Annotated in this window: 14 protein-coding genes; 11 read left to right on the top strand and 3 right to left on the bottom strand. The window is 72.0% G+C overall.

All coding sequences use genetic code 11. The features are described 5' to 3' along the window. Positions 1-142: 142 nt before the first annotated feature. From CLT75_RS21175 to CLT75_RS21165, 3 genes are all read left to right on the top strand, one after another. Positions 143-1,180, top strand: coding sequence for a VldE C-terminal domain-containing protein (locus CLT75_RS21175; RefSeq protein ID WP_135242136.1), 1,038 nt, complete (start codon positions 143-145; stop codon positions 1,178-1,180). 36 nt (positions 1,181-1,216) lie between these two features. After that, entirely contained in the window at positions 1,217-2,773 is a 1,557-nt protein-coding gene (locus CLT75_RS21170; RefSeq protein ID WP_135242135.1) for a fused MFS/spermidine synthase, read from the top strand. A 71-nt stretch (positions 2,774-2,844) separates the two neighbouring features. Next, a complete protein-coding gene (locus tag CLT75_RS21165) occupies positions 2,845-4,464 on the top strand; it encodes a serine/threonine-protein kinase (protein ID WP_135242134.1) in 1,620 nt (539 codons plus the stop codon). An 86-nt stretch (positions 4,465-4,550) separates the two neighbouring features. Here the strand turns inward: CLT75_RS21165 and CLT75_RS21160 are convergent, their stop codons facing one another. Both CLT75_RS21160 and CLT75_RS21155 read right to left on the bottom strand, forming a co-directional pair. Further along, positions 4,551-5,219, bottom strand: a complete 669-nt coding sequence (locus tag CLT75_RS21160) for a potassium channel family protein (RefSeq protein ID WP_135242133.1) — start codon at positions 5,217-5,219, stop codon at positions 4,551-4,553. Beyond that, entirely contained in the window at positions 5,209-6,543 is a 1,335-nt protein-coding gene (locus CLT75_RS21155) for a potassium transporter TrkG (protein ID WP_135242132.1), read from the bottom strand. Before CLT75_RS21155 ends, CLT75_RS21160 begins: the two co-directional genes overlap by 11 nt. Positions 6,544-6,649: 106 nt before the next feature. Here CLT75_RS21155 and CLT75_RS21150 point away from each other — a divergent pair, with 106 nt between their 5' ends. Further along, a complete protein-coding gene (locus CLT75_RS21150) occupies positions 6,650-7,807 on the top strand; it encodes a glycerophosphodiester phosphodiesterase (RefSeq protein WP_135242131.1) in 1,158 nt (385 codons plus the stop codon). Positions 7,808-8,086: 279 nt separating this feature from the next. On the opposite strand, the gene CLT75_RS21145 is transcribed toward CLT75_RS21150, so the two are convergent. Beyond that, on the bottom strand, positions 8,087-8,314 hold the full coding sequence (locus tag CLT75_RS21145; RefSeq protein ID WP_013288708.1) for a GntR family transcriptional regulator: 228 nt from the start codon (positions 8,312-8,314) through the stop codon (positions 8,087-8,089). Positions 8,315-8,597: 283 nt separating this feature from the next. Between CLT75_RS21145 and CLT75_RS21140 the strand changes: the two genes are divergently transcribed. From CLT75_RS21140 to CLT75_RS21110, 7 genes are all read left to right on the top strand, one after another. Beyond that, positions 8,598-8,900, top strand: coding sequence for a DivIVA domain-containing protein (locus tag CLT75_RS21140; RefSeq protein WP_135242130.1), 303 nt, complete (start codon positions 8,598-8,600; stop codon positions 8,898-8,900). Beyond that, positions 8,897-9,142, top strand: coding sequence for a hypothetical protein (locus CLT75_RS21135; RefSeq protein WP_064446649.1), 246 nt, complete (start codon positions 8,897-8,899; stop codon positions 9,140-9,142). The genes CLT75_RS21140 and CLT75_RS21135 overlap by 4 nt, the downstream gene beginning before the upstream one ends. Positions 9,143-9,358: 216 nt before the next feature. Then, complete coding sequence (locus tag CLT75_RS21130; RefSeq protein WP_135242129.1) at positions 9,359-10,561, top strand: substrate-binding domain-containing protein; 1,203 nt, start codon at positions 9,359-9,361, stop codon at positions 10,559-10,561. A gap of 3 nt (positions 10,562-10,564) precedes the next feature. After that, complete coding sequence (locus CLT75_RS21125; RefSeq protein ID WP_013288706.1) at positions 10,565-11,308, top strand: ABC transporter ATP-binding protein; 744 nt, start codon at positions 10,565-10,567, stop codon at positions 11,306-11,308. Then, on the top strand, positions 11,309-12,037 hold the full coding sequence (locus CLT75_RS21120) for an ABC transporter ATP-binding protein (RefSeq protein ID WP_120573026.1): 729 nt from the start codon (positions 11,309-11,311) through the stop codon (positions 12,035-12,037). It begins immediately after the preceding gene. Beyond that, complete coding sequence (locus CLT75_RS21115) at positions 12,034-12,924, top strand: branched-chain amino acid ABC transporter permease (RefSeq protein WP_135242128.1); 891 nt, start codon at positions 12,034-12,036, stop codon at positions 12,922-12,924. Before CLT75_RS21120 ends, CLT75_RS21115 begins: the two co-directional genes overlap by 4 nt. Then, on the top strand, positions 12,921-14,039 hold the full coding sequence (locus CLT75_RS21110) for a branched-chain amino acid ABC transporter permease (protein ID WP_135242127.1): 1,119 nt from the start codon (positions 12,921-12,923) through the stop codon (positions 14,037-14,039). The genes CLT75_RS21115 and CLT75_RS21110 overlap by 4 nt, the downstream gene beginning before the upstream one ends. Positions 14,040-14,115: the final 76 nt, after the last annotated feature.

Here is a 14,115-nt window from a genome sequence, read left to right as displayed (position 1 = left end):
ACGCCGTACGTCGTCGCCGGCCTGGCGCGTCGCGCGTGGTCCGGTATCGTGACCGGCGGTCTCCGCCAGCAGGCCGCCGTCCGGCGCCGGCGGAGACGCCGCTCGGTGTACGGGGGCCGGCGGTCGACGGAAGGACCAACACGTGCCCAGGACCAGCCCTACCGGCCGGCGCGTCCGGCGGTCGCTGCTCGCCGCGTTCGCCGCGGTGGCCGTGCTGCTCGGCTCCGGCGTGGCCGCCGGCCCGGCCGCCGCCGTACCCAGCCCGAACGCCCCGAACGAGGGCGGCAGCAAGCAGCTGCGGGCGGCGTTGGAGGCGGCGGCGAAGGGCCACATCGAGGCCCAGAACAAGCTGGAGAACTCCAGGCGCCGGCAGAAGGCGCTCGCCGCCCAGCTCAAGGACGTCGAGGTACGCCTCGTCGCGCTCAGCGCGCAGGCCGGTGAGGTCGCCGCGCAGTCGTACCGGATGGGCCGGCTGACCGCGACGTCGATGCTCCTGGCCAGCTCCGACCCGAACGACTTCCTCAAGCGCGCGGCCGAGCTGGACGTGATGGCCCAGCGGGACAGCAAGCGGCTGCGGGAACTGGCCGACGCGAAGGCGCAGGCGGCCGAGGCGAAGCTCGCCATCGACGCCGAGGTGCGGGAGCAGGCCAAGCAGGTCGCCGTGCAGGCCCGCAAGAAGAAGGACGCTGAGGTGGCGCTGGCGAAGGTCAGCTCCGGCGCCGGGTCCGGTTTCAACGGCACCTCCTCGTCGGCGAAGCCCGCCCCGCGCAACTCGGACGGCTCGTGGCCGTCGGAGTCCTGCTCGGTCGACGATCCGACGCCCGCGTCCGGCTGCATCACGCCGCGCACGCTGCACATGCTCCAGCAGGCCAAGGCGGCCGGTTACAAGCGCTACGCCTCGTGTCACCGCAGCGGTGGCGGCGGCGAGCACCCCAAGGGCCGGGCCTGCGACTTCTCCGCCGCCAGCGGCGGGTTCGAGGACAAGACCGCCACCGGCGGCGACAAGGCGTACGGCGACAGCCTCGCCGCCTGGGCGAAGAACAACGCCAACCGGCTCGGCATCATGTACGTCATCTGGTATCGGCAGATCTGGATGCCGAACACCGGCTGGCGCGCGTACAGCGGCGGCGGCAGCCCGGCAGCGGACCACACAAACCATGTTCACATCTCGATGTATTGACCCGGCCCGCCGCGAGCGCTGCGTAGCATCGCCACGGTGAGCAGCACATCGTCAGACGTCATCGCGGGACCGGCGGCCGACGCCCCGGTCCCGCCCCGGGCGCTGCCCAACGGGCTCGCCGCGTTCCTCGTCTTCCTCTCCAGCGGGGCCGTGCTGGTGCTGGAGACCGTGTCGCTGCGCCTGGTCGGCCCGTACGTCGGGGTGACCCTCCAGGTGACCAGCTCGGTGATCGGCATGGCGCTGGCCGCCATCGCGTACGGGGCGTGGTTCGGCGGGTGGCTCGCCGACCGGCGTGACCCGCGCACCCTGCTCGCCCCGGCGCTGGTGCTGGCCGGCATCGCCACCGCGGTCACGCTGCCGATCGTCAGGTACGCCGGTGAGGCGCTGCGCGGCGGCGCGGCCAGCGCGGTCCTCCTGCTGACCGCGCTGACCGTCCTGCTGCCCGCCGCGCTGCTGGCCGGGATCACCCCGCTCGTGGTGAAGCTCCAGCTCGCCGACCTGCGTCGGACCGGGCAGGTGGTGGGCAAGCTGTCCGGCATCGGGACGCTCGGCGGCATCACCGCCACGCTCGGCACCGGCTTCGTGCTGGTGGCGGCGCTGTCCAGCACCGTCATCGTGCTGGGGCTGGCCGCCGTGCTCGGCGTGACCGGGCTGGCGCTCGGCGTCTGGCTGCGCCGGCAGGCCGGCCCGAGCGGGCTGTCCGCGCCCGGCCGGGTCAAGGCCGCGCTGGCGCTGCTCGGTCTGGCCGCCGCCGGGCTCACCGCGGCGGCGCCGAACCCGTGCGACGTGGAGACCGCGTACCACTGCGCCCGGGTCGAGGTGGACCCGTCGTGGCCGCAGGGACGCACGCTCTACCTCAACTCGGCCGAGCACTCGTACGTCGACCTGGGCGAGCCGACCCACCTGAAGTACGCGTACACGCAGTGGATCGGCCTGGTCGCGGACGTGGCGCGGCCGGCGAAGCAGCCGATGGACGCGCTGCACCTGGGCGGCGGCGGCTTCACCGTGCCGCACTACCTGGCCGCGACCCGGCCCGGCACCGACAACCTGGTGTTCGAACTCGACGGTGGCCTGGTCGAGCTGGACCGGCGGGAGCTGGGCCTGCGTACCGGATCGGGGATGCGCGCCGAGGTGGGGGACGCGCGGGTGCTGCTGCGCGGCGAGCCGGCCGACAGCCGCGACTTCATCGTCGGCGACGCGTTCGGCCACCTGGTCGTGCCGTGGCACCTGGCGACCCGGGAGATGGCCGCCGACATCCGGCGGGTGCTGCGCCCGGACGGGATCTACGTGCAGAACGTCATCGACTACCCGCCGGGCCGGTTCATCCGGGCCGAGCTGGCCACCGTGAAGGCCGTGTTCGCGCACGTCGCGCTGATCGCCCCGCCCGGCGCGATCGACGGGAAGCAGGGCGCCAACTTCGTGATCGTCGCCTCGGACGCGCCGCTGCCGCTCGCCGCGATCCCGCCCGGCCTGAAGCTGCTGCCCGAGCCGGCCTCGCTGATGGACGAGGCGGCGGTGACCGCATGGGTGGGTGACGCGATGGTGCTCACCGACGACTACGCGCCGGTGGACCAACTGCTCGCGACCGCCTGAACGGGTGACTTTCCTGACCGATTCCGACCGCTGAGGTGTACCGGGGCCCACTTCGGGCAACAGGACCGACCATGGGTGGACCGGTCAGGAACGGCGTGCAACTGCTCGGCGAGCGATATCGACTCGTCGAGCAGTTGGGTGCGGGCGGCATGTCGGTCGTCTGGCGCGGCTACGACGAGGTGCTGGGCCGCCAGGTGGCGGTCAAGGTGCTGGCCTCGCGGCTGGCCAGCGACAAGGCGTTCCGGCACCGGATCCGGGTGGAGGCGCAGGCCGCCGCGCGGCTGTGCCACCCCAACATCACCAACGTGTACGACTACGGCGAGTCCGTGCAGGTCGGCCTGACCGTGCCGTACGTGGTCATGGAGCTGGTCGACGGCGGTCCGCTCAGCGGGCGGCTCGGCCGCGACGGGCAGCTTCCCTGGCGGGAGGCCATGACGATCGGCGCGGAGGTCGCCTCGGCGCTGGCCGCCGCGCACGCCCGCGGTGTGGTGCACCGGGACGTCACACCGGGCAACGTCATGCTGACCCCGACCGGGGTGAAGGTCGTCGACTTCGGTATCTCGGCGCTCGTGGGGGAGAGCGACAAGGGGCCGGACGGCGCGCTGCTCGGCACGCCCGCGTACCTGGCTCCGGAGCGGCTGGACAACGGCCACGTCTCGCCCGCCACCGACGTGTACGCGGTCGGGCTGCTGCTCTACCGGATGCTCACCGGCCGCCTGCCGTGGCAGGCCAGCACCACCACCGAGATGCTGCGCGCGCACATGTACCGCGACCCGGACCCGATGCCCGCCGTGCCGGGCCTGCCCGAGTCGGTCGCCGCGCTGGTGCAGCGGTGCCTGGCCAAGCGCCCCGAGGACCGCCCGGCGACCGCCGAGGTGGCCCGTACGCTCGCCGAGGCCGCGGGTATCGCGGCGATCGTGCCGGTGTCACCGGCGTTCGGCCGGATGGACCCGGCGCTGGCCGAGAACGCCGGTACCACGATCCTGCCGTGGTCGGCGGAGACGGACGCGCTGCCGTTCTCGGTGGTGCGTACCCGCACGAGGCGGGCGGTGGCGCGGCGGCGCAAGGTGGAGGCGGGCGTGGCCGCCGTCGGCCTGGTCGCGGTGACCGCCACGATGTGGGGGCTGACGTCGCGGAGCCCGGCCAGCGGCGGGGTGGAGCCGACCGAGGCGCGGATGAGCATGCCCGAGCCCATCCCCTGCGCCGTCGACTACTCGCTGCGCCGCGACACCGGCAAGGACTTCTCCGCCGAGCTGACGCTCACCAACACCAGCGACCGGGAACTGCGCGGCTGGACCATGAGCTTCACGTTCCCCGGCAAGCAGACGGTCACCACGGCCCAGCCGGCGGCACGTCAGGTGGGGCGTACCGTCTCGATCGCCGCACCGGCGACGGACCCGGCGCTGGCGCCCGGCGCGTCGACGAAGCTGACACTGGCCGGCCGCTACACCGGGAGCAACACGCTGCCGGTGGAGTTCACGCTCGGCGGCAGCACCTGCGGCGTGCAGGTCTCCGGCATCGCCGGTTCGGCGCCGACCACCGCGCCGCCGGTGAAGACGCCGGTCAAGCCGGCCACCAAGACCACCGCCAAGAGCGGGCCGGCGAAGGCCAAGCCGGCGCCGGCGAAACCGAAGCCCAAGGCCGCGCCGAAGCCCAAGGGCAAGGAGAACGGCAAGGGAAAAGCACAGTAGACCGGCCGAAGGGGGGTGGGCCCGGCAAGGGCAAGGGTCCGAAGAAGGGCTGACAGGTGAGACCTGTCGTCACGTCGGTGCCGTCGTCACGTCAGCGCGGAGAAGCGCTGCACCTGGGTGATGCCGCCCTCCACGATGAGCACGCTGTCCGGCGTCAGCACCGTGTCCGGACCGGCGTAGCGGAACGGCTCGCCCGGCTGCTTCTCGCCGACCACCATCACGCCGTACCGGTCCTGCGGTGCGACGTCGCGCAGCGACCGCCCGACCAGCGGCGCCGGCACCTTGATCTTCGCGATGGCGAAGTCGTCGTCGAACTCGATGAAGTCGAGCATCCGGCTGACGATCAGGTGCGCCACCCGCTCGCCGGTCTCCGCCTCGGGGAAGACCACGTGGTGCGCGCCCACCGAGTGCAGGATCTTCGCGTGTTTCTCCGACGTGGCCCGCGCCCAGATCTGCTCGATCCCCAGCTCGGCCAGCGCCAGTACGGTGAGCACGCTCGCCTCCAGCGACGCCCCGATCGCGACCACGACCCGGCGGAAGTCCGCCAGCCCGAGCTGGCGCAGCACCACCTCCTCGGTGCTGTCCGCCTGCACCACCCGGTCGAGGTCGGCCGACCAGTGCTGGACCCGGTTCGGGTCACGGTCGACCGCCAGCACCTCGTAACCGAGCCGGGACAGGGAGTCCGCCAGGCGCGCGCCGAACCGGCCCAGGCCGATCACCGCGATGCCGGTCTCCTCCGGATGTCTAGCCGACAATGGGTTGCTCCTCCGGGTAGCGGTACAGCCGGTGACGGGTGTTCAACGCGATGGCCGAGCCCAAGGTGAGCGGCCCGACCCGGCCGATGTACATGAGCGCGGTCAGCACGTACTGGCCCGGCGGCGAGAGCTGACCGGACACCCCGACGGTCAGGCCGGTGGTGCTGAACGCCGAGGTGACCTCGAACAACGCGGCCGAGAACGATATGTGCGAGGTGAGCGCGATCAGGCCGACCGTCCCGCCGGCCACGAGCGCCACGCTCAGCAGCGCCACGGTCAGCGCCTGCCGCTGGCTCGCCGCCGCCACCCGGCGGTGTCCGACAGTGGTGTCCGGCTCGCCCCGCAGTTCGGCCCAGATGGCGAAGCCGAGCAGGAAGAACGTGGAGACCTTGATGCCGCCGGCGGTGCTGGCGCTGCCGCCGCCGATGAACATCAGGCCGATCAGCATCGGGTAGCTCTCGTCGGTGAGGTGCCCGACGTTCACCACGTCGAAGCCGCCGGTACGGCTCAACGCGATCTGGGTGAACGACGCCAGCAGCTTGCCCCGCACGTCGTAGGTGCCGATCGTGAACGGATTGGCCCACTCGGCCGTCAGCAGGTAGGCGACGCCGAAGACGGTCAGCACCACGCTGCCCCAGACGGTCAGCTTCGTGGCGACCGCCCAGCGTGTCGGCTGCCGCCACTCGCGTACCGCCTCGAACAGCGCCGGGAAGCCCAACCCGCCGATGATCGCGCCGATGCTGAGCGGCAGCGCCACCCAGCCGTCGCGGGAGAACGCGATCAGGCCGTCGGAGTAGAGCGCGAACCCGCCGTTGTTGAACGCCTGCACCGAGTGGAACACCGCCGACCAGAGCGCCCGGCCCGGCCGGTAGTCGTACGCCAGGAACAGGCGCGTGGCGATCACCGCCGTCATCAGGGCCTCGGTGACGAAGACGGTCGCCGCGATGCGCAGCAGCAGGCGGCGTACGTCGCCGAGGCCGAACTCGGCGGTCTCCGCCTGCACGAGCAACCGGTTACGCAGGCCGAGCTGACGAGAGACCGCCAGGATCACCAGCGACGCCCCGGTCAGGATGCCCAGACCCCCGAGCTGCGTCAGCACGGTGATCATCACGAGGCCGAAGCCGTTCCAGTAGTTCGGCGTGTCGGTCACCGCCATCCCGGTCACCGACACCGCCGACGTGGACGTGAACAGCGCGGTGACGAACGGGGTGTACCGCTGCTCGCTGGTGGCCCAGGGCAGCATGAGCAGACCGGTGCCGACCAGGATCACCGCCAGGAACCCCAACGGCACCAGCCGTACGGGCTTCCGGAGCAGGCGGCGCATCCCGTCATCTTCCGTCCGGAGATTCACCGGCAGGTCAGGAACCGACCAACTGGCGGTCAACCACGCCCGGTCTGCTGTGCGTACCCATCGACGACAGGAGACGGCGTTGCGACGTACCCTTTCCGCCCTCGGCGTGGCCGGCGCGCTGCTCGCGGCCGCTGTGGTGGTGCCGGCCGTGGCCGCCCAGGCCGGCCCCGACCACCGCGCCGCCGGCCCCGACCACCGTGCCGCCGGCCCGGACCACCGCGCCGAGCAGGCCCGCGCGCCCCAGCGGCCGATCGTGATCGGTCACCGCGGCGCGAGCGGCTACCGCCCGGAGCACACCCTTGAGGCCTACCGGCTCGCCATCCGCCAGGGCGCCGACTTCATCGAGCCGGACCTGGTCGCGACGAAGGACGGTGTCCTGGTCGCGCGGCACGAGAACGAGATCTCCGGTACGACGGACGTGGCCGCCCGCCCCGAGTTCGCCGGCCGCAAGGCGACGAAGACCATCGACGGGGTGACCGTCACCGGCTGGTTCACCGAGGACTTCACGCTGGCCGAGCTGAAGACGCTGCGGGCCAAGGAGCGGCTGCCGCAGGTGCGGGTCGCCAACACCGCGTTCGACGGCACGTTCGAGATCCCAACGTTCCAGGAGGTCATCGACCTGGCGCGGACCGAGTCGAAGGCCCGGGGCCGGACCATCGGCGTCTACCCGGAGACCAAGCACCCCACCTACTTCGCCTCGATCGGCCGCCCGCTGGAGGAGCCCCTCGTGGCGGTGCTGCGCCGCAACCGGCTCACCCACCGCGCCGACCCGGTGTTCGTGCAGAGCTTCGAGACGGCCAACCTGCGCAAGCTCGACAAGATGATCGACGTACGGCTGGTGCAGCTCATGGACGCGAGCGGCGCGCCCTACGACTTCGTCGCGGGCGGCGACAAGCGGACCTACGCGGACCTGGCCACGCCCGCGGGACTGGCCTGGATCTCCCGGTACGCCGACGGCGTGGGCCTGAACAAGAACCTGATCGTGCCCCGGGACTCCGCCGGACGGCTGCTCGCGCCGACGTCGGTGATCCGCGACGCGCATCGGCAGAAGCTGGTGGTGCACGCGTGGACGTTCCGGGCCGAGAACGAGTTCCTGCCTGTCGACTTCCGTATCGGCACCGACCCGAACGCGCGTGGTGACATCACGTCCGAGTACGAGCTGTTCTTCGACCTGGGCCTGGACGGCGTGTTCAGCGACCACCCCGACACGGCGGTGGCCGCCCGAGCCGGCCGCTGACCGCTGCTCCTGTAACGGGGTGCCCGCCGTCCCGGCGGGCACCCCGTCCGCTTGCCCGGGTCCCGTCGCGCTCTCCCCGCGTGGAGGGGCTGCCTCGCCGATCTTGGAGTTGTGGCACCTCACGAATCGTCCTCAGTCCGACATCCTGGGCGCCACAACTCCAAGATCGACGGTGGCGGGCGGTGGCGGGCGGGGCTTGTCGCGCGGGGCGGGCGGTGCTTCGGGGGAGTGGCTGCTTCCGGGCGCGATGACGCCGCCACTTCGGCGTAGTTGAGTTGATCAGCTCGGGGGTTCGGCTACGTAGGTGCCGCGGCCGGGTTGGCCGGTGATCAGTTCGCGATCGTGCAGCAGCGACATCGCGCGGTAGGCCGTGTTCATGTGGACGCCGTAGGTCTCGGCCAACTCGCGGGTGGAGGGCAGCCGGTCGCCCGGCTTCAGCTCGCCGCTCTTGATCTTCGCAGCGATGTCGTTGGCGATACGGCGGAACGGTGCTTCTGCTGTGGGCATGGTGGGGACTCCGGTTGGTTCGGCGAATCCGATCCTGCCCTACCTGCACAAGTAACTGCAACAAGTTGCTCGGCACGTCGAGGGTGGAGGCTCGCGCATAACCAGATACTGGTGTAGGTTGAGTCGCGTCCGGCTCCGGTTGGTTCGGCAAACCTCGGGAGTCGGACCCGGATTGGGCTCCGGGGTCGTACCGCCGAACGGGCTGCGGTCTCGGGGTCGGCGGCCCGCCCGCGTCCCCTGTCTGCGGGCGGGTCGCCTCCACGGCTCGGTGAGGAGGATCGGCGTGCGCAACGTGCTCAACCTGTTCCAGCCGGCGCGGCGAAGCCGCCCCGGGAGGCTGCCGAACGAGGGCTGGTACCGCTCGGACTCGTGCCGGCCGCTGAGCGTCGGGCAGATCCGCGAGCGGCGGTTCCGCACGGTGCGGCGCGGGCTCGACCCGGCGGAGGTGCACGCCTTCCTCTACCGGGTGGCGGGTGACCTGGCGCTGGCCCGGCGCGACGCGTCCCGGTACGCCGAGGAGAACACGCGCATCAAGCAGGCGCTCAAGAGCTGGCAGTCCCGGTTCACGCCGGGTACGCAGCGGTGAGCCGGGAGCGGTTCGTCGTACACCTGCCGGTGCTCGCGGCTGACCTCGACGGCGCGCGGGGGTTCGCGCGGGCCATCTGCCGGGCGCTCGGGTTCCTGGCCGATGTGGAGCGCGCCGGGACCACCGTGTCACGGGAGGACGAGCAGTCCGTACGCCACTGGGTCTGGTGTGACCGCCCGCGCGACGGCGGGCGGCGGTGCGCACGGGCGGCCGACCACGACGGGGAGTGCGGCGGGCGGTGACCGGCGCGCGATGGCGTGGGACGACATCGCCGGCGAGGTGCGCGTGGTGGGTGTGGCCATCCCGGATCGATGCGGTTACGTGGCGATGTCCGGCGTTGTAACGTGCGGCCATCCCGTCACGGGTACTTGTGTGCGCCGACCACATAGCCCGTGGGTGACGTCACTTCTAGCGTGAGCCGACAACTGACATTCCCCCTGTCCTCACCTGGAGTCGCAATGACGATCCGGCACACGCGACGGGTGTTCCTTACCGCCGCCACCTCGGTGGCGGTCGCTCTGGCCGCCACGGCCTGTGGCAGCCCGCAGGACACCGCATCCGGCGGCGGCGACGCCGCCCCGGTCAAGGTCGGTCTGGTCTACTCCCAGTCCGGGCCGCTCGCCAGCTACGGCAAGCAGTACATCGAGGGTTTCAAGGCCGGCCTCGACTTCGCCACGAAGGGCACCGGCAAGGTCGGTGACCGCACGATCGAGGTGACCGAGGCCGACGACGCGGGCGACCCGGCCAAGGCCGTGTCCGCCGCGAAGGACCTGATCGGCAAGGGTACGAAGATCATCGCCGGGTCCACCTCCTCCGGGGTGGCGCTGCAGGTCGCGCCGATCGCCGCGCAGAACAAGGTGCTGTTCATCTCCGGCCCGGCCGCCACCGACGCGGTGACCGGCGCGAACAAGTACACGTTCCGCTCCGGCCGGCAGTCCTGGCAGGACGTGGTGACCGCCCGGTCGTTCATCGGCGACGCGGGCGGCAAGAAGGTCGTCGTGTTCGCGCAGGACGGCGCGTTCGGCGACGCCAACGAGGCCGCCGTCAAGGCCGTCATCGGCGGCGCGGGCGCGAACGTGAGCAGCGTCCGGGCCCCGGCCAGTGCCACCGAGTTCACGCCGTTCGCCAGCCAGATCAAGGCCGCCAAGCCGGACCTGCTCTTCGTCGCCTGGGCCGGCACCACCGCCGGCGCCATGTGGCAGACGCTCGACCAGCAGGGCGTCCTCGCCTCCACCACTGTCGTCACCGGCCTGGACATCCGCGCCTCGTGGCCGACGTTCGGCGCGGCGGGCAGCAAGATCTCGTTCCTGTCGCACTACTTCGACGGCGCGAGCGACACCGAGGCCGCCAAGGCCGCGAAGGCGAAGGTGCCGGGCGGCACGCTCGACCTGTTCCACCCGGACGGGTTCGCTGCCGCGCAGATGGTCGTCCGGGCCGTGCAGGAGGGCGGCGACGACGTGGAGAAGATGGTCAAGGCGCTGGAGGGCTGGGAGTTCGAGGGCGTCAAGGGCGCCATGAAGATCCGCGCCGAGGACCACGCCCTGCTCCAGCCCATGTACCAGGCCAAGCTCACCGGCAGCGGCACCACCTTCACCGCCACCGCGCAGAAGTCGCTCACCGGTGACGAGAGCGCGCCGCCCGTCGCGCAGATGAAGGGCTGACCCGTGCTCGCCACCCGCGGTCTGACCTGGCGGATCGGTGAGGTCGCCATCGTCGACTCCGTCTACCTCGATCTGGCGCCGGGGGAGTTCCTCGGCGTGATCGGGCCCAACGGCGCCGGCAAGACCTCCCTGTTCAACCTGATCACCGGCCTGCGCCGGCCCACCGAGGGCACGGTCCTGCTGGACGGCGCGGACATCACCGCGCTTCCGCCGCACCGGCGTGCCCGGCTCGGACTGGGGCGTACCTTCCAGGCGTCCTCGGTCTTCGGCTCGCTGAGCGTGCGGGAGAACGTCCGGCTCGCCGTACAGGCACACCGGGGTGGCTCGATGAAGCTGTGGCGGCGGGCGGCGGCCGACCGGGAGGTGGCCGCCGCCGCCGACGCGGCGCTCGACCGGGTCGGCCTGCACCACAGGGGTACGGCGCTCGCCGGCACCCTGGCCCACGGTGAGAAGCGCAAGCTGGAGATCGCGCTGCTGCTCGCCGGTGAACCCCGGGTGATGCTGCTGGACGAGCCGATGGCCGGGGTGAGCGCCGAGGACGTGCCCGAGCTGGTCAGCGTGATCAAGTCGTTGACCGGCGACAGCGGCCGGGCGGTGCTCATGGTGGAACACCACATGGACGTGATCCTGGAACTGGCCGACCGGATCGCCGTGATGCACCACGGCGCGCTGCTGGCGTGCGACACCCCGGACACGGTGATGGCGAACGCCACCGTGCAGGAGGCGTACCTGGGGGAGGCACTCTAAATGACCGAACCTGTCCTGTCCGTGGCGGACCTGTCCGTGCGGATCGCCGGGCTGCACATCCTCCAGGGGGTGTCCTTCGAGGTCGCGCCGACCGGCGTCACCGTGCTGCTCGGGCGCAACGGCGTCGGCAAGACCACCACGCTGCGCGCGATCGTCGGGCTGACGCCGCGCGGCGGCGAGGTGCGCGGCAGCGTACGCATGGGTGCGCGCAGCCTGCTCGCCCGCCCGACCCACCGGCTGGTCCGCGACGGCCTCGGCTACGTGCCGGAGGACCGCTGCGTCTTCGCCGCGCTCACCGTCGCGGAGAACCTGCGGCTGGCCGAACGGCGGGGCGTCACGCCCGCGTACGACAAGGTCTTCGCTCTTTTCCCGGAGCTGGAGCGGCGCGGACGGCAACGGGCCGGCTCGCTGTCCGGCGGGCAGCAGCAGATGCTCGCGATCGGGCGGGTGCTGCTGAACGACAACCGGCTGCTGCTCGTCGACGAGCCGACGAAGGGGCTGGCACCGAAGGTGGTGACCGAGGTGGCCGAGGTGCTGGAACGGGTGGCGGAATCGGTGCCGGTGCTGCTGGTCGAGCAGAACCTGGCGGTGGTACGGCGGCTGGCGACCGACGCGGTGGTGCTCTCCGCCGGAAAGGTCGCCTGGACCGGCGACGCCCAGGAGCTGCTGCTGGAGACCGCGCTGACCAAGTCGTTGCTCGGTGTGGGTTCGGCGGAGGTGCACTCATGAACACGGTCGTCCTGCTGACGCTGACCGGGCTGGGCCTGGCGGCGCTGTACTTCCTCGTCGCCTCCGGCCTGTCCCTCGTGTTCGGCCTCGCCGACGTGCTCAACTTCGCGCACGGGCTGTTCCTCGGCGTCGGCGCGTACGCGACGTGGTGGGCGGCGGGCAACCTGCCCGGCGCCGGCCCGGACGGGTTCGGCTTCGTGCTCGCCGTCGTCTTCGGTGTGCTGTCCGGCTCGCTCGTCGCGGTGCTGGTAGAGCTGGTGCTGATCCGGCCGCTGTACTCCCGCACCATCGAGCAGGTGCTCGTCACCGTCGGCCTGTCGCTCGCCGGTGTGGCGCTGCTCCAGGCCACCTGGGGCGCCGACCCGCGCCCGTTCCCGCGTCCGGACTGGAGCCGGGGCGTGACATCGGTGCTCGGCGCGCAGGTGCCGAACGCCGGGCTGCTGCTGATCGTCGCCGCCGCTGTGGTGCTCGGGGCGCTGCTGGCGTTCCTGCGCTGGACCCGGTACGGCCTGATCATCCGGGCCGGCGTGGAGAACCGGGAGATGGTGACGGCGCTCGGCATCGACGTGCGCAAGGCGTTCACGCTGGTCTTCGCGATCGGCGGGGCCGCCGCCGCGCTGGCCGGCGCGCTCGGCGGCGTCTACTTCGGCACCGTCTCGCCGGGGCAGGGCGGCTCGCTGCTGATCTTCGCCTTCATCGTGGTGGTGATCGGCGGGATGGGTTCGGTGGTCGGGTCCGCGTACGCGGCGGTCGCGGTGGGGCTGCTGCAACAGTTCGTCAACTACTACGGCACGTCCGGGCTGGGCGACCTGTGCGTGGTCGGTCTGCTCGCCGTGGTGCTGCTGCTGCGTCCGCAGGGCCTGGCCGGAAAGGTGGCTCACGCATGACCGAGGTCAAGAGCGCCGAGGCGCCCGCACCCCCGGCGGCGGTGCCGGACGAGCTGACCCCCGGCCGGGCCCGCTGGCACGGACTGCGCCCGTACCTGCCGCTCGTGGCGCTGGTGGTGGCGGCGATCCTGCCGTACTCCACGCTGCACCTGCCCGGGATCTTCGAGGGGCCGCTGAACTCGCCCGGCACACTGCAACTGCTCGCCATCTGCCTGGTCTTCGGCGGGCTCGCGGCCGGATACGACCTGCTGTTCGGGCGTACCGGGATGCTCTCCTTCGGCCACGCCCTCTACTTCGCCGCCGGCGTGTACGGCACCGACATCCTGGTCACCAAGGCCGGGCTGCCGCTGTGGCAGGCCGCCGTGCTCACGGTGATCGGCGGGACCACGCTCGCCGCGCTGCTCGGCGCGGTGGCCCTGCGTACCGTGGGCATCGCGTTCGCCATGGTGACGCTGGCGTTCGCGCAGGTCGGGGCGATCCTGGTGGCCCGCGACTTCGGCGGCCTCACCGGTGGCGAGGAGGGCCTGCCGCTCGACGTGTCGGGGCTGCCGGCTGCTCTGGTGGGCGTCACCAACACGGTGAACCTGTACTGGCTGGCGCTGGCGTACCTGGCCATCGTGGTCCTCGTGGTGCACCGGGTCAGCGCCTCGCCGACCGGGCGGGTGCTCGCCGGGCTGCGCGACGACGAGCGGCGGATCGGGGTGCTCGGGCTCGACCCGTACCGGTTCAAGCTCGTCGCGTTCACGCTGGCCGGCGGCCTCGCGTCGGCCGGCGGGGTGGTCTACGTGCTGATCGTCGGCGGCGCCAGCCCGCACATCACCTCGTCGGAGCTGACGCTGTCACTGCTGGTCATGGTGGTGCTCGGCGGCCCCGGTACGCGGTGGGGGCCGGTGCTGGGCGGCGTCCTCTACATGTACCTGGACCACCGGCTCACCGCGTTCGGCAGCAGCGACGCGGTGAACAGCCTGCCCGCCTTCCTCAGCCACCCGCTGAGCCAGCCCTTGTTCGTCCTGGGCACGGTGTTCATCCTGGCCGTCTACTTCTTCCCCGGCGGCCTGGCCAGCCTGCGCTCCCGCGTAACCCCCCTCCTGACGGCTCTCCGCCGCTCCCGCTGACCCTCGCGCCGGGCCCTCTCCCGGCCCTCTCCCGGCCCCCTCCGGGCCCTCTCCCGGCCCGTTGATCAAGGAGTTT

The sequence above is a fragment of the Micromonospora sp. CNZ285 genome (assembly GCF_004637285.1).
This window is presented reverse-complemented; position numbering and strand designations above follow the sequence as displayed.